This is a genomic window from Brevibacillus choshinensis (assembly GCF_016811915.1).
Lineage (GTDB): Bacteria > Bacillota > Bacilli > Brevibacillales > Brevibacillaceae > Brevibacillus > Brevibacillus choshinensis_A.
In genome coordinates this window covers 2,567,318-2,590,381 of record NZ_CP069127.1, presented here as the reverse complement: position 1 = coordinate 2,590,381, position 23,064 = coordinate 2,567,318, and the positions used below count along the sequence as shown (strand labels likewise).

Here is a 23,064-nt window from a genome sequence, read left to right as displayed (position 1 = left end):
CAAAAAGCATCCATAATGTCTCGCTTATCCGTGCACAAAAATGCCCACCTTCGGATAAGATGGGCGTCAGGCTTTGGGACTATTTCGCTGGATTCGTCATCCGCAGGACCGTTTTGTACAACAACTCGGTGCCGAGCGCGACATCATCGTGGGAGGCATACTCCTGCGGGTTATGGCTGATGCCGTCTTTGCAGCGCACAAAAATCATGCCGTAATCACACACGTAGGAGAGTGCGAGCGCATCGTGGAAAGGCCCGCTCATCAGCTCGCGCGGGTCGATTCCCATGGCTTTGCCCTCCTCGCGAATGATGTCTTTGATCCAGGCTGCACAATAACGCGGATCGCTGTTTGTATCTTCCGTTATCGTGTACTTCAGGCCGCCCTCCATCGCTGCCAGTTCGATGACCTCGCGCAATGCCTGCTCCCGCTCATTCCGGCGCTCCAAATCGATGTCCCGCAGATCGACCGTGAAACGCACACGTTCCGGTATGATATTTCGCGAGTCAGGGAACACCTCCAGGTGACCGACAGTACCGACTGTGGGGGCGGAAGGGTCCAGCTTTGCCAGCTCGTTGACAGCGATAATGACCTTGGCGGCGCCCAGCAGTGCATCCTGGCGCATACTCATGGGAACGGAGCCCGCGTGGCCAGCAAAGCCTGTCATTTCTACCGTCCACCACAGCGGGCCGGAAATGGCAGAGACGATTCCCACGGCTTCGCCGGCACGATCGAGAATGGGGCCTTGCTCAATGTGCAGCTCCAGGAAAGCACCAATGCTGCCTTCCGGATAGACGGACCCTTCCAACGCGTCCGGATCACAGCCAAAATCAATCAGGGCTTGCCTGCGGGTCACTCCGTTCTTGTCGGCCCTATCAAGCTCTCCAGGTTCGAGCCGATTCAAAATGCCGCGAGAGCCAAACAGGCCTTTTTGAAAGCGGCAGCCTTCCTCATCGCAAAATGCGATGACCTCGATGCTCTGCTCCGGCACGAGGGACTGCTCCAGCATGGTCTGCACCGCCTCCAGTGCTCCGAGCACACCGATGGCACCATCGTATTGCCCCCCGTACGGCTGGGAATCGATATGCGAGCCGACCATCAAGATGGGAGCATCCGGGTTGCGTCCATTCACCCGGCCGATCAGATTGCCAAAGTCATCGATCCGTGTCTGAAGTCCCGCTTCCTCCATCCAGCTCCGCACCAGATCCACACCCGCCCGATCCTCCGATGACAAAGCCAGTCGGCATACGCCGGTTTCCCCTAATTTCCCGATCTGTGCCAATTCCTGAATCCGTTTTTGCAGACGATCCGAATGGATAGTGAGGGTCCCCGCTTTTACGTTCAAGACTGCATGACCTCCTCGTCTTGCTTTTGATAGACAAGCTCTCCGTCAATCATGGTCAATTCCACCCGCAAATCCTTGATCTTCTCATTCGGCGTATCGAGAATGCTTCCATCCAGCACAATCAGATCCGCCAGCTTGCCCGCCTCGATGCTCCCCTTCACCCCCTCTTCAAAGCTGGCGTACGCCCCGTTCCAGGTAAACATACGGATGGCTTCCATCACGCTGACCCTCTGCTTTACCCCGACCTCTTTTCCCGTCTTGCTCAGACGGTTGACAGCCGCATGGATCCCAACGATGGGGGAGAAATTCGTAACAGGGCTGTCGGAGGCTCCAGCCGCAATGATGCCGTGGTCGATCTGATCACGTGCCGGGAACATATGCCCTGCTCTCTTCCCGATGTTCTTTACATAGGTGTCGCCGTAGTCGTAAATAAAGGCGGGATTGGGAATCGGTACGACTTGCAAGCGGGCCATCCTCTCGATCAGGTCAGGGGCAGACACACCTGCATGTTCAATGCGGTGCCGGTGATTTTCCCGCGGATGGGCGGCCAATGCGGCCTCATAGCAGTTCAGCAGCATTTCTATCGCTCTGTCGCCTTGCGCATGCGCGGTAATCTGGAAGCCCTTTGCATGTGCCTCTCCCAAAATCGTATTCAACTCGTCCTGTTCATAGTAGAGAATTCCGCAATCATCCGGTCTGCTGTCGAAAGGTTCTCTCATCGCCATCGTGGGGGCGATGCTCGCGCCATCTGTGAAAACCTTTGCCGGCCCGATACGAAAGCGTTCATCTCCCGTCCCGGTCACCATTCCCGCATCGATCATTTTGCGAACGAAATCTTCCGACTGATTCAACGCGCAAATCATGGCGTAAATCCTGACCTTCACATCCCCTGCTTGGACAGCCTTTTGCATCGCGCGATAGTTTTCCGGCCCATACCCTCCTGCGTCATGCACACTCGTAATTCCGTGAGCGACAAAATCTTCGGATGCCAGGCGAAGACCCTGCTTGTACTCCTCTTCTGTAAATGCCGCGAGCTCAAACATTTTCATATGCGCGGTCTCCACCAAAAAACCCGTCAATGCTCCGGCTGCATCCCGATCGATCCTTCCTCCCTGCGGGTCGGGAGTATCCCGGTCATACCCCGCGATCCCCATCGCCATGGTATTCGCGATCGAATGATGCGCACATGTACGCATGACGAATATCGGATGCTCCGTGGATACCTCATCCAGCTCTGCAAGAGTCGGATAACGTTTCTCGATCATGAGACTCTCATCGAAACCGCACGCTCTGACCCACTGTCCTTTCGGAGTCTTTTGCGCTTGTTCCTTGAGCGCCTCGAGCAGGTCGCTGATAGAAGTAATGGAACGAGCCTTGCAGTCCACTCCGAGCTTGTTCGTTCCATAAATCGTGATGTGCAGGTGAGCGTCGATAAAGCCGGGCAAAAGACTCTTCCCTTGCAGGTCAATGACTTTCGTTTCGGGAGTCATGTAAGGCTCCACATCTGCGTTGGTCCCTACGGCTACAATCCGGTTGCCCTTCACCGCGACCGCCTCTGCGATAGAATGATCTTGCGTCACGGTAATCACTTGCCCATTGATAAACACGGTATCTGCCATCCATTTTCCTCTCCTTTTCGGTTACAAACGTTATTTTCCGTATCGCTTGATCAAATGGTCGGAGTTCCCTCCGTATTCGCCGGCTGACGGCTGGTGGTGAGCATTGCGCGCGTCACGAGCGTCACTCCAAACATGACGATGATATTGATCAACAAGGCAACGACTCCGATGTTTAGATCCTTGATGACAGCCGGCCAGCTCGGAAACATGGTGGCGATCGTCACTTTGGAAATGGTCACGTAAGCCACCGTCAGCACGCCTGCTGTAATACCGGCAAAAGCACCGTATTTATTGATCCATGGCTGCCTGCGCAGGCTGAACAGCAAGGCGGGAAATAACTGCGTGACCAGGCTGTACCCCATCAGCAGCAGCGTCACGAGGGTATCCCCACCGCTCAGCGTAAAATAAAGCGAAATCAAAGACAGGACCGGCACCAACAGTTTGGCTATCTTGGCGATCCGTACCTCGGAAGCATCGGGGGCCATGACTTTGTAGACGTTCTTCGCAAGCAGCGTGGCCGCGGTCATGAGCAGCATCGATCCCGGCACGAGCGCAGTCAAGAGCCCTGCTGCGCCAATGATCCCGACGATCCATGGGTCAAAGGTTTTCAAGGAAAGCCGGAGCAAGGACAGGTCGCCATCAGCGCCTTTCAGCCCCGGAACTTGCAAAATCGCTGTAAAGCCTACGAAAAATACGAACAGGAGCATGATCGTATACAGCGGCAGCATCACCGTATTTTTGCGAAACACATTTTCGTTCTTCGCGGAATAGACGGAGCCAAAGGTATGTGGCCACATGTAAAAACCAAACACGGTGACAAGCACGGTGGAGATGTACCAGGAAACGCTCAGCCCTTCATCAGGAAACGTCAAGAACCCGGGATTCGCCGCGTCTACCGCTTCAAACATCGGTTGAATCCCACCGTAATAGTGAAATGGCAAATACAGTCCCATGAAGACCACGACGAAAAAGATCAGGATGTCTTTGATGGCAGCGGTCCAGGCCGATCCATGGATACCGGAAATCATGACGTAGATCGTGACGCCGATCACACCGATCCAAACCGCTACTGCGGGTGAAATGGATCCGTAGGAGGCTTCGGATACGATGATGCCGAGTCCCTTAAACTGCAGAATCAAGTAGGGGATGATTGCGATAACACCTACTGCCGCAACCAAAATGCCGAGAATGGGGCTATTGTATTTGCTGACAAAAAAATCGGATTGGGAGACAAGCCTGTGCTGTTTGGCATACCGCCAGATCGGCGGCAAGAGCCAATAGGAAATGACGTAAGCGAGAGCGATATAAGATAGGACGTAATAGGATGGCGCCCCTTTGGAGTAGGCCCAGCCACTGCCCCCGAGGAACGTAAACGTGGTGTAGATCTCTCCGGCCACAAGCAGGAAAATGAAGATGGAGCCAAAACCTCTGCCGCCTACGGTCCACTGCTCCATATTCATGTCTTTTCCTTTTTGGGCGCGGATGCCTGAATATATCGCCAGGAGAAGGACGGCAAAAATGATGATCAGCGCACTGTTCATCCGTTATGCTCCTCCTCTCTCGCAGCAGGGTCGAGACGATTCACGACTGCCATGATGACAGACGTCAGTACGACCCAAAGCACGATCCAAAACAGGACAAACGGCATCCCGAGCACGTACGGTTCGACTCGATTCACGAACGGTACGCCTCCCAGCATCCCTACGAACGGAAGTACGCCCAGCCAGTCTCTAGCTTTCATGCAAATCCCCCTGTTTTGTTCAATTTGTCCCATTGAGTCAGATGCCAGGGACATGTAATCTAAGATTATCGAAAGATTCGCTCTTTTCCTTTGTTCGATTTTCCAGAAAAACGGTCTCCCCTTTGTCCATTTCCGATAAATGAACGAAACGAGAGGAGGATTTGAATGATCACTGTGCGCGAACTCATTGCGGTCGGTGGCTTTGACGAACAAGCTATCCTCGCAGGCGATGCCTTTTTGGAAAAGGAGCTCTTAGGCGTCACTTCCTTCGACTCGCCGGACGGTCACCGCTGGCTGCGCCAAGGGGAATTTGTCCTGACGACCGGATTTCCTTTTATCTCGCAGACGGAACCGATCGAAGCAGGACTGATTCGGCTCATCGATTCCTTGGCCGATGCAGGAACCCCAGGTCTCGCGATCAAGCTGGGGCGCTATATCGAATCGCTCCCCTCCGCCGTCATAGAGCATGCCTCCCGGAAGCAAATGCCCATTCTCTCTTTTCCCATGGAAAAAGCCTGGTCGGATGTGATCGTCCCCGTCGTTCGCTATATCAATGACAAGCAGCGATCCGAGCTCGAGCATACCCACGCCATCTACGAACGGTTTCATCAGCATCTGATGGCAGGCGCCCCTGTATGTCAGCTCGCCCAGCTGCTGCATGAAACCTTGCACATGCCCGTCACCATCTACGCACCATATCATCGATGGAACTGGAAATCGCCTTCTGCAGACCCTTCCCACAGAATCGCCTGGATCGAGAGACAGTGCGGACAGCCTGCTCCCCTTTCCTTGATGAGCCAACCGCTTGTGCCGCTCGAAAATGGCTCCTACATTCGCTGGCTGCTGTGCGGACAGCAAATACAAGGGGGCATCCTGCTGGGTGATCTGCATCGCGATCTGCATAGCTGGGAAAAAGTCGCCATCGAACAAAGCGCAGCACTCCTGTCACTCGAAATGGAACGCCAGCGTACGGTGAATGAGACCTATCAGCGCTTTCGCAATGATTTTTTGCAATGGCTGGTCAGCGGGCATGCCGGTCCCCGTGACGTGCTGACTCGCAGGGCTCAGGAAGTGGGCTGGGAGCTCCATGATCACTATATCTCAGTGGTACTCACTGCTGAAGTGATCAATCAGAAGACCCTTACCTGTTGGCAGGAAAATCACGCTCTCCTCGAGATGATCAACAGGCACTTTTCCAGAACATCCGATCACATCCTCACAGGGCTCGATCGGGACAACCACGTCCTGCTGCTCGTCCCTTTTGATGATCAACTCGCTACCCGACCGGAAAGCGGCATTCTCCCTCTGTTGAAGCAGGCACTCTCACCGAACCGGGATTTTCCCGTATCGATCGGCGTCGGTCGATGCCACCTGGGATGGGAGGGCATCTCACAAAGCTATCGGGAAGCTCAGATCAGCCTGCGCACCGCATTTCACACAATCGACTCCTCACTCGCTGCGGATGACAGGCCCCCACTCCGTATCCAATCCTACCGGGAACTCGCTCTGGAACGCATCCTGTTTGCCGAGCAGCCGAACATAGAGGCCCAGCTACTCGCAGAGGAGTGCCTCAGTAAAATCGTTCAATACGATGCCGAGAAAAACGGACAATTGCTGCAAACCTTGCAAGTCTTTATTCAGATGGACGGGAATCATGCCGATGCAGCCAATCGGCTCTATGTGCACAAAAACACGATCAAATATCGGCTGCAGCTCATCCGCGAACTGACGGGGCTCCAACCCGAAAATGGGCAGGATCAACTGCTGTTTCGGATCGCCTTGACGGTCCATGCCATTGGGCGCCATGCCCGAGTCTGATATAATGGGAGAACGCAATGAGCAGGAGGAAAGATGGATGGACGATTGGCTGAACAAACCCGTAAAGACTAGAGAACGGCCGAAAAAACGAGGCATTGTTGAATATGTGGATGCTGAGTACATCGTGGTGTACTTTACGGCTCCGAGAAAAGAACGACTCATTTTTACGAGCAAAGAAGCCTTTTTGCACAAACTGGAGTTCATAGAGGAAACTCCAACGTAATGTTCGTACATAAATGAGAAGCCCTTCGTCCGATTTGGCCGAGGGCTTTTGATAGAAGCGCAAAAAAAGACTCCGCCAAAAGGGGACTGACCCCGTAATGTGAGACAAATCAAAACACCTTCAAGAGAAAACAACCATGTCGTAAGATATGGGGACAACCTTGGAGGTGTTTTTGCGTTGGCAACAAGAGTTAGTTATCCCGTAGAAATTAAAATGAAAGCAATTGAAATGCGTCTTGCAGGCGTCACCAAAAAGCAGATCATGCAAGAACTAAATATAAAAAATAAGACCCAAATTCAACAGTGGATGCGCTGGTATCGTAGTGGAGACGTTCATCGTCTTCAGCAACCTGTAGGAAAGCAATACAGTTTTGGAAGAGGGCCGATGTACGATTCTGAACTGGAACAGGTCAAAGCAGAGAATCGTTTTCTAAAACAACAACTGGACGTTCTAAAAAAGTTAGAGGAGTGGGAAAGGAGGTGTCACCAGAAGTAATCGTTCCTTGGATGGAGTCCATTCGTGGGCAAGTAAGTGTGAGCCAAGCTTGCGCGTGGCTTGGTATCCCTCGTTCTACCTACTACCGTTGGAAAGCTGCATACGGGAAAAGAAACGAGGATCTCGTTGTGGGAAAGATTCGGCAATTATGTATTCAACATAAGTTCCGTTATGGGTATAGAAAGATTACAGCTCTGATGCGAGCTGAGATGTCTATTAATCATAAACGAGTACAACGTATCATGCAGCGTGAACAACTACAATGCCGAGTGAAGGTGAAGAAGCGCAAGACAACAGGTCAACCTTCTTATGTAGCAGATCATCTCCTGCTGAGACAATTTCAAGCAAGTGCCCCAATGCAGAAATTAGTGACCGACATTACTTATTTACCTTACGGAAGTAAACTTTTATATTTATCGAGCATCATGGACTTGTACAACGGTGAGATTGTGGCATACAGTATTTCTGACAAGCAAGACACATCGTTAGTCCTCGATACGCTATATCAACTGCCAGACCAACCTGGAATGATGCTTCATAGCGATCAGGGCAGCGTGTATACGTCTCAGGCGTATCAAGCAGCAGTAAAGGGAAAAGGCATTACCATGAGCATGTCCCGTAAGGGTACGCCCGCTGATAATGCCCCATCGAGTCGTTTCATTCCACACTAAAGTCTGAAACGTTCTATCTCGATAATTTTATCTGTACGACGACGGCCATCGTTGTACAGATTGTCCAAAACTACATTCATTACTATAACTCAATTCGCATTCAAACGAAACTAAACAACCAGTCACCGATTCAATTTCGGCAACTGGCTGCTTAAATGGCTAAGGTGTTTTGATCCCTGTCCTACGGACGGGGGTCAGTCCCAAGCTTGACGGAGTTTTTTTTATCTTGCTGCACGCAGCTTACGCGTAGTGTTCTTCGCGCAGACGATTGATTTCATCGCTTTCCAGGTATTCATCATACGTCATCATTTTGTCGATGATGCCTTTTGGCGTGAATTCAATGATGCGGTTTGCGATCGTTTGAACGAATTGATGGTCATGAGAAACGAACAGCAGCGTGCCGTCGAAATCGATCAGTCCGTTGTTCAATGCGGTGATGGATTCGAGGTCCAAGTGGTTCGTCGGTTCGTCCATGATCAGCACGTTGGCGCTTGCCAGCATCATCTTGGACAGCATGCAGCGAACTTTTTCGCCCCCGGACAATACGTTCGCTTTTTTCAATGCTTCATCACCGGAGAACAGCATGCGTCCGAGGAATCCGCGAATGAATGTCTCATCCTGCTCTTTGGAATATTGACGGAGCCAATCGACCAGATTGAGATCCGAGGAGAAGTACTCGGCGTTGTCTTTCGGGAAGTACGCCTGAGAGGTCGTGACGCCCCACTCGAAGGTACCGTTGTCCGGCTGCACTTCACCCATCAGGATTTGGAAGAAAGTCGTCTTCGCCAGCTCGTTTGGTCCGACAAACGCAACTTTATCCCCTTTGTTGATCGCCAGGTGAAGCTTGTCGAACAACTTTTCGCCTTCCACCGTTTTGCTCAAGCCTTCAACTTGCAGGAGGTTTTTACCCGCTTCACGCTCTGGCTTGAAGTTGATGAACGGATATTTGCGGCTGGATGGACGGATATCCTCCAGGGTAATTTTCTCCAGCAGCTTTTTACGGGAGGTAGCCTGCTTGGATTTGGATGCATTCGCGGAGAACCGCGCGATAAACTCCTGCAGTTCCTTCATTTTTTCTTCTTTTTTCTTATTCTGGTCACGAACCATCTTCAGTGCCAATTGGCTGGACTCGTACCAGAAGTCGTAGTTACCCACATACATTTGAATCTTGCCAAAGTCAATGTCCGCGATGTGCGTGCACACTTTGTTCAGGAAGTGACGGTCATGGGATACCACAATAACGGTGTTCTCATAATCAGCCAGGAAGTTTTCCAGCCAGCGAATGGATTCGATGTCCAAGTGGTTGGTAGGCTCATCGAGCAGAAGGACATGCGGATTGCCAAACAGAGCTTGCGCCAACAGGACTCGCACTTTTTCCGTACCGGACAAGTCCTTCATCAGCTTGTCATGCAGATCGGTGCCGATGCCCAGACCGATCAACAAGCTCGCTGCATCCGCTTCCGCCATCCAGCCGTTCAGTTCCTCGAACTCCCCTTCTAGCTGGGACGCGCGGTTTCCATCGGCTTCCGAGAAGTCTTCCTTCATGTAGAGAGCCGTTTTCTCTTCCATGATTTCATACAGTCGCTTGTGACCCATGATAACAGTCTTCAAGACTTCGAAATCGTCAAACTCAAAGTGGTTTTGCTTCAGTACGGCGATCCGCTCGCCGGGTGTCACTGACACGTGCCCGCTCGTCGGTTCGATCTCTCCGGAGAGAATTTTCACAAACGTGGACTTCCCGGCACCGTTCGCGCCGATGAGGCCGTAACAGTTACCAGGGGTAAACTTAATGGATACATCTTCAAACAGTGCGCGTTTGCCGTAGCGCAGCGTCACGTTCTGAGTGCTTATCATCGTCGCAATACCTGCCTTTTTTGAATCGTTCAAACACTTATCTTATCAGAGTTGGCCTGATAATGCAAAAAACAAAGCCGCTTTTATCAATAGAAGAAAGGAAAACAGGGAAAACTAGCACCGTGTTTCCATTCCATAAAGTCAGTAGGAGGTAGGGAGAATGTCCAAGAAAAACGGGGTCAAAAATGAAATGGGCAACAAGGAAAATCCTTCCCAGACTCGATCTTCCACGACGGTAGGCAAAGAGCAGACTCGCTCCAAGCAGCGCGGCGAGTAAAATCGGACGTGACACAAGAAGAACCGGACCTGCGCACAGGCAGTCCGGTTCCTCACCTATTCCCTAAATGCTGATTCGCAGCGGAACGAGTGTCGGTGAAGGCGCGATCGCTTGCTGGGAATCCACGTAAAACGAGACATTATGCAGGGTAGCATAAACGACTTTGTTCTCTTCCAGCTGCAGCTCCAAGAATCGCTGGCGCGTCAGCTCGGCCTCGAACATTTCCTCCGTATCGAGCCGTTTCAGATCCAAGCGCACGATCGGACCTAGCAGGGAAATCCGGCGGATCTGAGCCTTCACGGACTGACCGACATGAGGAACGAGCGAGATTTCCACATCATGCGGCCGCATGTATCCGATTGTCGGGTACTCCCCGGTTTTTTGCCCCCACTGCGTCTCATATTCCGTTTCTCCGAGCTGCACCTTCCCGTCACGGAGCCGGCCGTGAAACAGATTGACACGCCCGAGAAAGCTGTAGACAAATGGGTTCGCCGGGCGATTGTAAATCTCTTCTGGTGATCCGACCTGCTCCACCTTGCCTTCGTTCATGACCACGACCTGATCAGCCAGCTCCATCGCTTCCTCCTGGTCGTGCGTGACAAACAGGATCGTCAATCCCAGCTTGCCATGCAGGTGACGCAGCCAACGCCTCAGCTCTTGTCTGACTTTCGTATCGAGCGCCCCGAACGGTTCATCGAGCAGCAAAAATTTGGGCTCTACCGCGAGCGCACGGGCTAAAGCCACACGTTGGCGCTGGCCTCCAGACAGCTGGGACGGGTAACGATGAGCGAGACCTTCCAGCTGGACCAGCTTCAGGAGAGAGTGAACCCGCTCGTGGATTTCCTGCTTGCTCGGTCGGGTCTTGCGGGAGCGGACGGTGAGGCCAAAGGCGATATTGTCAAAGATGTTCATGTGTCGAAACAGGGCGTAATGCTGAAAGACGAATCCTACACGTCTCTCCCTCACATCACGGTCTGTATTGTCTTCGCCATTGAACAGAATGCTCCCCTGCTCCGGCTGCTCGAGTCCTGCAATCAATCGCAGCAAGGTTGTTTTTCCAGAACCGGACGGGCCGAGCAATGCAACCAACTCACCCTCGGGTATTTGCAGGCTGACGTCACTCAATGCCGTAAAGTTCTTATAGGATTTGGTAATATTTACGACCTCTATGCTCATACGGCTCTCTCTCCCGATCCCTCGTAGTGGTGTTGCTCTTCCTCCGCACTGTGCTCTCGCTGTGTCTTCCATTCCACCAGGCTTTTGAGAATGAGCGTCACGAGCGCCAATACAGCGAGGAGTGTGGCCACGGCAAAGGCTGCAGCAAACTGATATTCGTTGTACAAGATTTCCACGTGCAAGGGCAGCGTATTCGTCATTCCCCGAATGTGCCCGGACACGACCGATACGGCTCCAAATTCCCCCATGGCCCTTGCATTGCACAGGATCACCCCGTACAACAGACCCCATTTGACATTGGGCAAGGTCACCCTCCAGAACGTCTTCCATCCGCTCGCACCGAGGGATACCGCCGCCTCTTCCTCGTCTTTTCCTTGCGCTTCCATGATCGGAATCAGCTCACGCGCAACGAAAGGAAAAGTGACGAAGGTCGTCGCCAGGATAATGCCTGGGACGGCAAAGATGATCTTGATGTCCGTTGTCTCCAGCCAAGGCCCCAACACTCCCTGGCTCCCGAACAGCAGGACGAAGATCAGTCCGGCAATGACGGGCGATACGGCAAAGGGAAGATCGATGAGTGTGAGCAGCACATTTTTCCCCCGAAAGGAGAATTTCGCGATGGCCCAGGCTGCCGCAATGCCGAATGTTACGTTCAGAGGCACACTGATGGCTGCCACAAGCAAGGTCAGCTTCACAGCAGACAACGTCTCAGGCTCTGTGATCGCGGCAGCGAATACTTCTGCTCCCTGCTTGAACGCTTCCGTGAAGACAGCGATGAGGGGCAGGATCAGAAACAGCGCAAGAAATAACATGGCAAGGCTGATCAACAGCCAGCGAACGTAGCGCGGCTCGGTCAAATGCTTCACGCTTGGCACCTCCTATCGTGCGGCATCAAATTTATTGATTCTCCATTGCAGGTAATTGATGATGAGCAGCATCACGAAGGAAGCCACAAGCATGACCGTCGCGATCGCGGTTGCGCCTGCATAATCGAATTGCTCCAGCTTGGTCATGATCAGCAGCGGAACAATCTCTGTCTTCAGCGGCATATTCCCCGAGATAAACACGACAGAACCGTATTCCCCCAGCGCACGAGCAAACGCCAATGCAAATCCCGTGACGACCGCTGGCATCAAGTGCGGCAGAATGACACGAATGAAGGTGCTCCACCTCGTCGCGCCAAGCGTGGCGGCCGCTTCCTCCATTTGCAGATCCCAGTCCTGCAAGACGGGCTGCACGGTACGGACGACGAACGGCAACCCGATGAACGTCAGCGCGACCCAGATGCCGAGCGGAGTGTACGCGACCTTGATGCCCCACTCCGCCAAGTACTGCCCGAGCCAGCCGTTTTCGGCATAGATCGAGGTCAGGGCAATACCTCCCACTGCAGTCGGCAAAGCGAAGGGCAAATCCACGATTCCATCAATGATGCGCTTCCCGAAGAATTCATAACGAGCAAGCACCCAGGCTACCAGCACTCCAAACACTGCATTGACGCAGGCAGCAAAAAAAGAAGACAGTATGCTCACGCGGATCGATGCCAGCACCCTGGCATCGAGGATCGTCCCGACAAACTGTTCCCAGCTCATCGTCGTCGCCTTCAAAAAAAGGACGGAAAGCGGGATGAGCACGAGCAGGCTCAGGTAAATAATCGTATAGCCCATGGTCATGCCAAATCCGGGCAGGAACCCTTTGTTACGCAATGTTTTTCTCATGGAGATAACTCCTCTGATGGGTAAAGTTATGGCTTATAGATTTGGTCGAAGATGCCTTGGTCGGAGAAATGGTCTTTCTGGGCTTTCGTCCATCCCCCGAACCATTCATCAATGGTGTATAGCTTGATTTGCGGGAAAGCTGGGGTATGGGCTTTGAGCACCTCTTGGTTTCGAGGACGGTAGTAATGTTTGGCCGCCAGCTCTTGCCCTTTTTGGCTGTACAAGAACTGCAGATAGGCATCGGCGACTTCTCTTGTCTTGTGCTTATCCGCATATTTGTCCACGATCGTAACGGGTGGCTCTGCCAAGATGCTGAGCGAAGGATTCACGATCTCAAACTTGTCTTTGCCAAGCTCGTTGACGGCGAGGTAGGCTTCGTTTTCCCAAGCGATGAGCACATCTCCAATTCCCCGCTCAACGAACGTCGTCGTAGAGCCGCGTGCGCCCGAATCGAGCACGGGAACGTTTTTAAACAGACTGGTTACGAATTCCTTCGCCTTTGCTTCATCATGGTTGTTCTTTTCCAATGCGTAGCCCCACGCAGCCAAATAGTTCCATCTAGCGCCACCTGATGTTTTCGGATTGGGTGTGATGACGGAAATGCCGGGCTTGATCAAATCATCCCAATCTTTGATCTGCTTGGGATTTCCCTTGCGTACCAGGAAGACGATCGTAGAAGTGTATGGTGAGCTGTTGTCGGGCCGTTTTTTTTGCCAATCAGCGGGGATCAAGCCCCGTTCTGCCATCGCATCGATATCATAGGCCAACGCCAGTGTCACTACATCCGCTTCCAAGCCGTCAATCACAGATCGCGATTGTTTGCCTGACCCGCCGTGCGATTGCTTGATGGTCACGGTCTGCCCGGTCTTTTGCTTCCATTCGGCAGCAAATTCATTGTTCACATCCTGATAAAACTCGCGGGTAGGATCGTAGGAAACATTCAGCAATTCAACAGCTGCTTGCGTGGATTTGCTCTCGCCTGACGCACTGGGCGTCGTGTTGGATGCCGAAGAGCACCCCCCGATCGCAACGGCTAATGCGATGAATCCGAATTGTTTCCAAAAGGCTTGGATGGGGTTGGCTTTCTTGCTCATGTAACGTTTTTCACTCCTTCTTAATTCACACTTAATTAATCGGATTACTTTGTTATCATGAATTATACCTTCCTTTTCCTACCTGTCAACCATATTTCCATCTACTTTATGCCCAAGAGGTAGGCTAAGTTCGGGGGTCATCTGCCCGTGTTGAAAAAATGGGCGTAACGCACAAAAAAGCTCTTCGCCTAACGAAGAGCTTCACTCGCTTGTACCCTGGTGCTCACCTGCAATGCATCCTGCAATTCACTGAGCTCCCTCTGCAATTGCGGAAAATCGATGATTGCCGGAATTTCCTTCTTTGCGAGCGGCGCTTTTTGTTCAGCTGATTTGGCCATGGTCTCAAATACGAGCAAAAGCTGTGAGAGCGTCGCATCCGACAAAATCGGGCAGCGTGCCGATTTCAGACAGGACTCGAGCAAATACCCCACTTGCTCGATGGAAAAAATGACAGGCCACATGTACTCCAGCTGTCTCTTATTGCTCGGGATCTCGCCAATGGCAGTTGTGTACACGATTTGTAAGTTGCTCAGATTCGTCTGCATTTTTCTTTGTTCCAGCGATTGCTTGAGATCGAGATTGGCTCGGTGTTCAGAGAATAACGTCATCAAATACTGCTGCTGGCTGCGGATCGTCTTTGCGATGAGATGGGGGAGCATGCTCGATGCCTTGCGCCTTCCAATTAACAATGTCCCTACCAAGCCAATGGCACAGCCGATGACAACATCGATGATGCGTGCCGATGCAACAAAGGACAGACTGAGATTTTGGCCCGTGCTTTCCGCGAGAAGCAGAGCGTTTGGGGTAATGAATAAGGCCGCCAAACCGTAATTGAGTACAATCGCCAGCTCCGTCAGAGCCGTCATGAACATGATTACCACCGCGATAAACAAGCCATGCGGGTGCGCTGCCAAAATAATCGTCGCTACCATGATCCCGACTACGGTTCCGATCGAACGCTGAATCGCTCGATGAAAAGTGGCGATAATGGTCGCCCCCGACATGACGGCCGCACACGACAAGGTGACCCAATACGACCGATTTAGTTCGAACGAATAGGCAAGGAGGGCAGTTGCAGCAAGAACCAGCCCAAATCGGATCGAGGTGAGAAAAACGATGGAATTTTTGTCAAAAGAACCGCCAAGCACTGTCCACAGGGATTGCCGTTTTCTTTTTTGCACCGCATCTACATCTGTTTGCGGGTCAATCAAAATACGCACAGCCTCTCGGACATTGCTTTGAAGGCGGAGAATGATTCCCTCTCCTCCTGGCCATTCCTCCACACGAATCGCCCGTTCGCTCCCTTTGCTCTTCTCATCCAGTGCGGCGGCAATCGACCGCACCGTCTTCCCGATATGCGGCGGGAGCTTGTCCCTCTTCTTTTCTGCGTACTCCAATACATCCAAAAAAATAGCGTTTGCCTGGTCGTTCAATAAAAGGAGACGCTGGTATTGCCCAGAGCTATGCCAGGATGTCTGCCCAACTGCCAGCGACTCCTCTGCTGATTTCAAAACAGCGACGAGCTTTTTCCTGCCCTCTTGTACCTCTCCGCTCCCTACCCTATCCATAAACGCCGCCAGCTCCATATACACCCGCTTCATGGCAGTCGTCTGTGGACCATGTGGATCGCGGACCCAGCCGATCATTCCCAAGAGCCATGCCAGCGCTCCCCCGCATAAGACCAGCCCGGCACGAAGAGGAGCTGCAGTCGGATCGATCGGCATTCCCGTAGCCAGGGAAAATGCGAGGACAAAAAAAATAGCCGCTGGACCTTGTATTTTGTAAGCGCCAAAAAGGAACGTGACCAGAGCGCCGATCAGACCGACGAAAATGGCAGAAGTAAGCGGGTGTGGAGCGACCAGTGTTCCCATTCCTACTGCCATCGCCAACCCGATCATGACAAAGAACAGTTTTTTTGCTCGCTGGGAATACGGGATATTGGCAACGTACAAATACGTAAAGCTCCCGATCCCTGCCAACATCCCGTAGGATAGATGATTTGCCAGAAGCCCTATCAGCACGGGAATCCCTGAGCAGATGCCAGCCGTGATCGCTTTTGACCAAGGCAGTGGATTCCTTTTCAGTTGAAACGCCTGCTGGATTGTGCGGAGGAGAGAGGGATAAAGAGGTTCCGACGCCTTGATTCGGCGCTTTTTCTCCACGCTCTTTTGCAACGTCCCATTCCCCCTCTCTCCTGTCAAAAGTTAGGACTATGGTGACTCATTCCCCGTCTTTCTATGCAACGCTGCAAACCGCTTGCTCTACTCCCCCACATGCTTCCACACGTTGATGACGAATAACAAAATTCCGATCCCTAGTACCAACGAACCAACGATCGCTCCAACCACGAACGATTCTGCGCCAGTGAAAAGCATGAGGAACAAACACCCCTGCATGACAGGCAAACCGATGTTGTGCAGCCAAAAATGCCAGGAAGCCAGCTTGTTGTCTGCTGCCTGCGGATAAGCGCGATAAATAAGTCCGATAATCGCAAGCGTGACCCACCCTGCGAGGTTCAGGTGTGCATGCACAGATGCGTATTGAAATGCTTTGGTGACCCCCATGACGATGCCCAAAATGATCGCGAGAATAAAGTAAACAGCTGCGATTTTCAAAAATTTAGAAGCCAATGTATTTCACCTCCTTTCCTTTTCACACTCTAACCATATTTCCTGAACTAGGAATGAAGTACTAAAAAAGAAAACGGTTTGTCAAATTCGACAAACCGTTTGTACAAGGCTCTTATGAGATTGTGGCATGCTCTTTGCGTTGAAACGAAAACAAATCAGCATCCGGATGATTCCCCTTGACGATCAGTTCTGTAATGATCTGCCCCCCAATCGTCGCATAAACGGTTCCGTTTCCCCCGTAACCGAGCGTAAACAAACAGCCTGGATAGTCAGTCTGCTCGCCAATTAACGGGAGACCATCATGCGTGCTTCCGAACATAGCCGACCAATAGTACTCTGCGCGGAGCGGAATATGGGGGAAGAGCTCTTGGATTTTGGCAAGCAGTTGATCTCGTTTTCCGGGCAATGAAGCATCCCGTTTTTTCGGATCCGTGGTTGCTTCATCCAGCCCCCCGACGATCATGCGACCTTCCCGGCTCGTTCGTATGAATAGATATGGCCTGGCAGTTTCCCAAATCAGACAAGCACCTGGCCATCCAAGAAATGCTTCAACGGGATTGGTAACAATCGCAGAGCTTGTGGACAATACTGCGTTTGGATTTCGTTTCATCGATTGCGTCTCGTATCCTGTGGCAAATACGGCTCTCTTACAACGGATTTTGTATCCCTTCTTCGTGAGGAGTACCATATCCCCTGATTCTTGTTTGTGATGAACGATCTGTGTGTCATTGTAGACGCGCATGCCTCTGCGCGCAGCTGTTTGAATAATCCCGTTCGCGAGTTTGTACGGGTTGATTTCCGCATCGACACCAGTCGAATAAATGGCGCCAGGCTTGGAAAAGGAAAATCGCCTTTCCACTTGCGCCTGCTCCAGATAAGTGACGGGGAACCCCTGTTTCTTCAAATTCTCATATTCCCGCTGCAACCCCTGAACATCCTCAAGCTGGCTTGCGTAGTAGAGGCAGTCCCTCCTAATGTAGTCCGGAAACACATCAATGGAATATGAGATCCTCTCCAATTCGTCGACCGCGTGCTTGCACATTTGGTAAAAACGAGTTCCTTTATCCTCTCCAAACGAATGGATGCACGCGGTCAATGATTTGTCGTTGGCATATTGCAATAGACCCGTATTGGCACTGCTGCTGCCTTCCCCGATCAGCTTTTTATCCACCAACACGAGGTCGATGTCATGCTGCATCAAATAGTAGGAGCACAGCGCCCCAGCTTCTCCACCACCGATAATGGCAACATCGCACACGATATCCTCGGTAAGCTCTGGATATCGTTTCGGGTTAGGCAAGGTCTCTGGCCAATACAGCTTTCCGGATACGATGTTCATGGTCCATGTCTCCTCTTCTGTGATCCCCCTATAGGATATCCAACGTCCAACAGCTAATCCGGAGTCCTATCGCGTCTATCTCCCGTATCGGTTATGATGAAGCTTGAGGAGTGATGATGCATGATTACGGTATATGTAAAGCGTCCGCATGAGTCGGCAGAAGCCGTAGAAGTAACAAACATGGACGAGCTGCAGGACATGGTGGGAGGAGATCACGAGGTCATTGCTGACGATCATCTCGAGGGAATCTCACTCATCGTCAACGAGGACGCACGGGGAGTCGAAGCGAATAACTTCCCGATTACCTCAGATGGTTATCTGGATTGGGTTTATGGCGTCTGTGTATTTGTAAAGGAAGATGGGCGCTCCCTTTCAGAGGAAGATCGCCTGCGCATCGATCAATTTCTGTCCGCAAAAGTATAGCGAATCCTTGTTGATCGCATAAAAAAGCCCCTGTCGCCAGCCAGTGGTCCGTGGTCAAGACCCCATTTAGTGGACAGTATGAAAAACCCCGGTCGCTAGGCCGACAGCTGACGTCTGAATTCAACAGGCGTCAGCTTTTTTAATCTTCGTTGTGGTCGACTTTGATTGTAGAATTGAATATATTCTTCAATTCGCCTTTGTGCCTCATCTACACTTCGGATATCATAGGGGTAGAGCCCTTCCGTTTTGAGATGCGAGAAGAAGCTCTCCATCGAGGCGTTATCATAACAATTGCCTCTCCGAGACATGCTGATTTGGGCGCCAACCTTCGGCAGCATGTCGTGGTAAGCGTAGGACGTGTACTGGAATCCTTGATCGCTGTGAACGATCAGTCCAGTCACGTCTTTCGTTTTTTCAAAAGCTTTCTCAAAGGTCCGCAGGACCAGTTCATTGTCGTTACGAACTCCCATGTGGTAGGCTACAATCTCGTTATTAAACAAATCCTTAATAGCAGATAGGTAGAGCCAAGTATCCGCAACACGATATTGTGTGATATCCGTTACCCATTTTTGATTCGGTGCACATGCTTTGAAATCACGTTGTAGGGCATTCTCGGCAACTCGTCTCCCTACAGACGAAACATAATGACTTCGATATTTGCGGCGAATTCGAGAACGAAGTCCCATTTCTTGCATTAGTCGAAGTACCTTCTTATGATTGACCCACACCCCGCAATCTTGCAGGAGAAATAGTTGAGTTTGTCTATATCCATATTTTCCGTCATACTTCCTATACACTGCCTGGATGAAGTCTTTTACGGGCTTGTTCCTATCCGTTACTTGTCGTTTTAGGTAAGCATAGTATCCACTTCTTGAGACTCTAAACAACTTGCAAAGTTCACTTATGGTATATTCACCAGCTACTTGTTTGATCGTTGCATACTTATGGACTGCACCTCCTGCATCCAGATTTCCAAACACTTTTTTAGCATCTTATTTTCCCTCTCTAACTTCTCCAGATATCGGTTCGAATCGATGTATACCTTACGGCGGCCACGTTGATCCAGAAGCCCAAACTCTCCGAGTTTCTTATACTTCCGCATCCAAATCTTAATTCGTCCTTCATCATGGATATGTAACTTCTCTGCTATTTCTCGATGGGAAACACCATCTAATTTCATCTGAACCGCCTGCAACTTTAGCTCTTCACAATAATGTTTAAACTTTTGGCCTTTCTTTGCTGGCATAAAAATGCACCCCCTAAAGTTTTCATCGGTAAACCGTAGGGGTTTTTCCAATGTCTACTTTAAGGGGTGCACATCACCGATTGTGACCGTGGAGGAAGGGGCTTTTCTCATTCCATTCTGCTGATGCTTATGCTTTGATCCCGCTGCTGCCAAATCCGCCAGCGCCGCGCTCTGTTTCGTCGAGTTCTTCTACGACTTCAAACTGAGCAATCGGAACAATGGCAATGACCCCCTGGGCAAGACGGTCTCCCTTTTTAATCAGATAGCTGTTGGGGTCTACCTGCTGCGCTACTTCTGTCTCTTTTTCGGCTGCATCCAGGCAGACGTTTTTGCGCTCCACGCTTGGAATGCGGATGTTGTCGACAAGGATGCACACCTCTCCCCGATAGCCTGCATCTACGGTTCCAGGAGCATTCGAGAGTCTCAGCTTCGTTTTGGCACTAATCCCGGAGCGGGGACGGACTTGCAGCTCAAATCCTTCCGGCAAAGCAAATGCCAAGCCCGTTGGCACTTTCGCAGATTGTCCCGGAGCCACGATGACATCCTCGACTGCCACCAGATCAAAGCCTGCGTCCATTGCACGTGCATATTGTGGAATGACTGCGTCCGGATGGAGTTTTTTTATCTTTACCTGAGCAACTGCACGCTCACTTGTCATGTTCATTGTCGTCTCTCCTCTTTCTCAGCTGATATCCTTTCATAGTTTACAAGATGCCCTCTCTTCCAGCAAGGCTTCAAAAGGGGGGGCTTTTTCATAGAAAGATCACAAATTCCTTTGATTCACTGCGCATTTTGCCATTCGATATGGTATAATCACGGTTGCGTCTAAAAAATTCATATACGCTAAAGAAAGGGTGGATTGTACATTGCAAGTACAAAAACCATATCGCATTTTGCTGTTTTACAAGTATACTCCGGTAGATAATTATGAGGAGTACGCAGCGGAGCATCTGCAATTTTGTAAGGAAAACGGACTCCTGGGACGGATCATCGTCGCTCCTGAAGGAATTAACGGAACGGTGTCCGGTACGATTGAGCAAACGGATGCTTACATGGAATATGTTCGAAAAGACCCGCGTTTTGCCGATATGTGGTTTAAAATAGATGAGGCCGACGAGCATGCTTTTAAAAAGATCTTCGTCCGTCCGAAAAGCGAGCTTGTGACTTGGCGTTTGGAGAACGACGTCGATCCAAACCAAAAAACAGGCGAATATCTGAATCCAAAAGAATTCTATGAAATGATGCAGCAAGACGACGTCGTGATTTTGGACGGCCGCAACTTTTATGAATACGACCTCGGTCACTTCCGTGGCGCCATTCGCCCTGAAGTCGACTCTTCCCGCGAGTTCCCTGAGTGGATCCGTGAGAACATGAGCCAATTCAAGGACAAGAAAGTTCTCACCTACTGCACTGGCGGTATTCGTTGTGAAAAACTGACAGGCGTTCTTCTCGACCAAGGCTTCGAGAATGTTTACCAGCTTCACGGTGGAATTGTCACGTACGGAAAAGACCCTGAAGTGCAAGGTCGTTTGTGGGATGGCAAATGCTACGTCTTTGACGAGCGCATCTCTGTACCGATCAACCACACCGAGGAAGATGTCGTCATCGGCCGCTGCCACTATTGCGGAAAAGTGGAAGACCGCTATGTAAACTGCGCCAATCCATTCTGCAACAAACAGCATTTCTGCTGCCCGGAATGTGAGCAAACCTACAAGCGTTCTTGCTCCGATGAATGCCGTGAGCATCCGCGCAACCGTTTTGTAGAAGCGGAAGAAAAAGCGAAGCTCCAAGCTTCTGCCAGCAACGCTTAATCCAACCAGCCAAAGCTGATTCCCCAGGGAGTCAGCTTTTTTGTATGGAGCGTACGCATTTCGTTACAATTGGCCTACTATTTAGTAAAATGGAAACGATCAAAACTGAATGAAAAGGTGGAGTACGATGGAGCTGAACCATGAATCAACAATACGCGAATGGCAGCAAGCTATGGAAATGGGAACCACCACTTCTCGAGAGCTGACTCTCTCGTTTTTAAAGCGAATTTCGCAATACGACAAGCAAGGAATCGCAGTCAATGCCATCAGTGAAATCAACCCGGACGCTCTGCATATAGCGGAAGCCCTCGACAGGGAACGGGCGGAAAAAGGAAGCCGCGGGCCGCTTCACGGCATTCCCGTTTTGATAAAGGACAACATTGCGACTCATGATCAGATGCATACGACAGCCGGTTCACTGGCACTGGCGGACTCCTATGCATCCGCAGATTCAGCGGTAGCCACTCGTCTGCGCGAAGCAGGAGCTGTCATCTTGGGGAAAACGAACCTTACCGAGTGGGCGAACTACATGTCCGACCATATGACAAACGGCTACAGCTCCCGTGGCGGACAAGTGTTGAATCCATACGGACCCGGTCAATTTGACGTGGGCGGGTCGAGCTCCGGCTCAGGCTCTGCCATCGCTTCCGGTTTTGCGGTAGTGGCAGTCGGAACCGAGACATCCGGCTCGATTCTCCATCCTTCCATTCGCAACTCGCTGGTCGGGATCAAGCCGACTGTCGGACTGATCAGCCGCCGCGGAATCATCCCCATCTCGACCAGCCAGGACACAGCGGGTCCCATGGCGCGCACCGTCGAAGATGCCGCCATCCTGCTCGGTGCACTCACCGGAGTGGACGAGCAAGATCCTGTCACCGGGAAAAGTGCTGGTCTCGCCCATTCCGACTACCTGTCACACCTGGATGCGGATGGATTGAAAGGAGCTCGGATCGGGATCATTCGCTCGCACTTTCTGGAGAAATGCGATGACGAAGAAAAAGCTCTGTATGAAGCAGCCATTGCCGAATTGAAAGCGGCCGGGGCTACGGTCATCGATTCTGTGACCATTCCCTCCGAGAATACGGAATGGGGGCCGAATGTCCTCCTCCACGAATTCAAGTCGGGCGTGAATGCTTACCTCAAAACACTCCCTGCCTCCTACCCCATCCGTACCCTTTCGGATGTGATTGCATTCAACCGGGAGCATGAGGAGCAGGCACTGCGCTTTGGGCAGGTGCTGCTGGAGCGATCCGATGCCACGAGCGGAACCCTGACAGAAGCCGCGTATTTGGAGCAGCGTATCTTTGATCTGGAAATGTCGCAGAAAAATGGAATCGATGCCGTCCTGAAGGAGCACAATCTGGATTGTATCCTGTTTCCAGGAGCGAATGGATACGGGATTGCTGCGCGGGCAGGCTATCCTTCCGTCGCTGTCCCTGCCGGCTACGCTTCATCAGGCAAGCCCTTTGGCGTGGTTTTTACCGGTACTGCTTTCACAGAGCCTGTTCTGATTCGCATCGCCTATGCATACGAGCAAGCGAGCCAGCTGCGTGTCCCACCCAACATGAGCTCGGAAGAATAAAACGGTCA

20 protein-coding genes and 1 pseudogene are annotated in these 23,064 nt (G+C 51.4%); 6 read left to right on the top strand and 15 right to left on the bottom strand.

The genetic code is table 11. The annotated features are described in order from the left end of the window. Nucleotides 1-79: 79 nt before the first annotated feature. The 4 genes from JNE38_RS13250 to JNE38_RS13235 are packed head-to-tail and all read right to left on the bottom strand — an operon-like array spanning nucleotide 80 to nucleotide 4,702. Entirely contained in the window at nucleotides 80-1,342 is a 1,263-nt protein-coding gene (locus tag JNE38_RS13250; protein WP_203356974.1) for a M20 family metallo-hydrolase, read from the bottom strand. After that, complete coding sequence (locus JNE38_RS13245) at nucleotides 1,339-2,961, bottom strand: amidohydrolase (protein WP_203356973.1); 1,623 nt, start codon at nucleotides 2,959-2,961, stop codon at nucleotides 1,339-1,341. The genes JNE38_RS13250 and JNE38_RS13245 overlap by 4 nt, the downstream gene beginning before the upstream one ends. 50 nt (nucleotides 2,962-3,011) lie before the next feature. Next, nucleotides 3,012-4,502: a sodium:solute symporter family protein gene (locus JNE38_RS13240; RefSeq protein ID WP_203356972.1), complete on the bottom strand. Its 1,491-nt coding sequence runs from the start codon at nucleotides 4,500-4,502 to the stop codon at nucleotides 3,012-3,014. Then, complete coding sequence (locus tag JNE38_RS13235) at nucleotides 4,499-4,702, bottom strand: DUF3311 domain-containing protein (protein WP_203356971.1); 204 nt, start codon at nucleotides 4,700-4,702, stop codon at nucleotides 4,499-4,501. Before JNE38_RS13235 ends, JNE38_RS13240 begins: the two co-directional genes overlap by 4 nt. A gap of 165 nt (nucleotides 4,703-4,867) precedes the next feature. Here JNE38_RS13235 and JNE38_RS13230 point away from each other — a divergent pair, with 165 nt between their 5' ends. From JNE38_RS13230 to JNE38_RS13220, 3 genes and pseudogenes are all read left to right on the top strand, one after another. Further along, on the top strand, nucleotides 4,868-6,520 hold the full coding sequence (locus tag JNE38_RS13230; RefSeq protein ID WP_203356970.1) for a PucR family transcriptional regulator: 1,653 nt from the start codon (nucleotides 4,868-4,870) through the stop codon (nucleotides 6,518-6,520). 37 nt (nucleotides 6,521-6,557) lie between these two features. Then, nucleotides 6,558-6,743: a hypothetical protein gene (locus JNE38_RS13225; protein ID WP_203356969.1), complete on the top strand. Its 186-nt coding sequence runs from the start codon at nucleotides 6,558-6,560 to the stop codon at nucleotides 6,741-6,743. 177 nt (nucleotides 6,744-6,920) lie between these two features. Then, nucleotides 6,921-8,064, top strand: a pseudogene (locus JNE38_RS13220) (IS3 family transposase). An 85-nt stretch (nucleotides 8,065-8,149) separates the two neighbouring features. On the opposite strand, the gene JNE38_RS13215 reads toward JNE38_RS13220, so the two are convergent. From JNE38_RS13215 to JNE38_RS13180, 8 genes are all read right to left on the bottom strand, one after another. Further along, the gene (locus JNE38_RS13215) at nucleotides 8,150-9,763 is read right to left on the bottom strand and encodes an ABC-F family ATP-binding cassette domain-containing protein (RefSeq protein ID WP_203356968.1); all 1,614 of its coding nucleotides are present in this window, start codon (nucleotides 9,761-9,763) and stop codon (nucleotides 8,150-8,152) included. A 340-nt stretch (nucleotides 9,764-10,103) separates the two neighbouring features. After that, nucleotides 10,104-11,216, bottom strand: a complete 1,113-nt coding sequence (locus tag JNE38_RS13210; protein WP_203356967.1) for a sulfate/molybdate ABC transporter ATP-binding protein — start codon at nucleotides 11,214-11,216, stop codon at nucleotides 10,104-10,106. Further along, on the bottom strand, nucleotides 11,213-12,082 hold the full coding sequence (cysW, locus tag JNE38_RS13205; protein ID WP_203356966.1) for a sulfate ABC transporter permease subunit CysW: 870 nt from the start codon (nucleotides 12,080-12,082) through the stop codon (nucleotides 11,213-11,215). The genes JNE38_RS13210 and cysW overlap by 4 nt, the downstream gene beginning before the upstream one ends. 12 nt (nucleotides 12,083-12,094) lie before the next feature. After that, nucleotides 12,095-12,931, bottom strand: coding sequence for a sulfate ABC transporter permease subunit CysT (gene cysT, locus JNE38_RS13200; protein WP_203356965.1), 837 nt, complete (start codon nucleotides 12,929-12,931; stop codon nucleotides 12,095-12,097). Between the two features lie 26 nt (nucleotides 12,932-12,957). After that, nucleotides 12,958-14,025: a sulfate ABC transporter substrate-binding protein gene (locus JNE38_RS13195; protein WP_203356964.1), complete on the bottom strand. Its 1,068-nt coding sequence runs from the start codon at nucleotides 14,023-14,025 to the stop codon at nucleotides 12,958-12,960. A 188-nt stretch (nucleotides 14,026-14,213) separates the two neighbouring features. Next, a complete protein-coding gene (locus tag JNE38_RS13190) occupies nucleotides 14,214-16,199 on the bottom strand; it encodes an FUSC family protein (protein WP_238933637.1) in 1,986 nt (661 codons plus the stop codon). Between the two features lie 87 nt (nucleotides 16,200-16,286). Then, nucleotides 16,287-16,655 (bottom strand): cytochrome-c oxidase, encoded by a 369-nt coding sequence (locus JNE38_RS13185; protein ID WP_203356963.1) that lies wholly within the window; start codon nucleotides 16,653-16,655, stop codon nucleotides 16,287-16,289. Between the two features lie 112 nt (nucleotides 16,656-16,767). After that, on the bottom strand, nucleotides 16,768-17,994 hold the full coding sequence (locus JNE38_RS13180) for an NAD(P)/FAD-dependent oxidoreductase (protein ID WP_203356962.1): 1,227 nt from the start codon (nucleotides 17,992-17,994) through the stop codon (nucleotides 16,768-16,770). A gap of 120 nt (nucleotides 17,995-18,114) precedes the next feature. Here JNE38_RS13180 and JNE38_RS13175 point away from each other — a divergent pair, with 120 nt between their 5' ends. Next, nucleotides 18,115-18,417, top strand: coding sequence for a DUF3846 domain-containing protein (locus JNE38_RS13175; protein WP_203356961.1), 303 nt, complete (start codon nucleotides 18,115-18,117; stop codon nucleotides 18,415-18,417). 95 nt (nucleotides 18,418-18,512) lie between these two features. Here the strand turns inward: JNE38_RS13175 and JNE38_RS13170 are convergent, their stop codons facing one another. The 3 genes from JNE38_RS13170 to dut form a co-directional block, all read right to left on the bottom strand. Continuing rightward, a complete protein-coding gene (locus JNE38_RS13170) occupies nucleotides 18,513-19,397 on the bottom strand; it encodes an IS3 family transposase (protein ID WP_203354636.1) in 885 nt (294 codons plus the stop codon). Next, the gene (locus JNE38_RS13165; protein WP_203356960.1) at nucleotides 19,337-19,663 is read right to left on the bottom strand and encodes a helix-turn-helix domain-containing protein; all 327 of its coding nucleotides are present in this window, start codon (nucleotides 19,661-19,663) and stop codon (nucleotides 19,337-19,339) included. The genes JNE38_RS13170 and JNE38_RS13165 overlap by 61 nt, the downstream gene beginning before the upstream one ends. 127 nt (nucleotides 19,664-19,790) lie before the next feature. After that, nucleotides 19,791-20,327, bottom strand: coding sequence for a dUTP diphosphatase (dut, locus tag JNE38_RS13160; protein WP_203356959.1), 537 nt, complete (start codon nucleotides 20,325-20,327; stop codon nucleotides 19,791-19,793). Nucleotides 20,328-20,529: 202 nt separating this feature from the next. Here dut and JNE38_RS13155 point away from each other — a divergent pair, with 202 nt between their 5' ends. Continuing rightward, entirely contained in the window at nucleotides 20,530-21,474 is a 945-nt protein-coding gene (locus JNE38_RS13155; RefSeq protein ID WP_203356958.1) for an oxygen-dependent tRNA uridine(34) hydroxylase TrhO, read from the top strand. A gap of 127 nt (nucleotides 21,475-21,601) precedes the next feature. Further along, complete coding sequence (locus JNE38_RS13150; protein ID WP_203356957.1) at nucleotides 21,602-23,056, top strand: amidase family protein; 1,455 nt, start codon at nucleotides 21,602-21,604, stop codon at nucleotides 23,054-23,056. The last annotated feature ends 8 nt before the right edge of the window (nucleotides 23,057-23,064 follow it).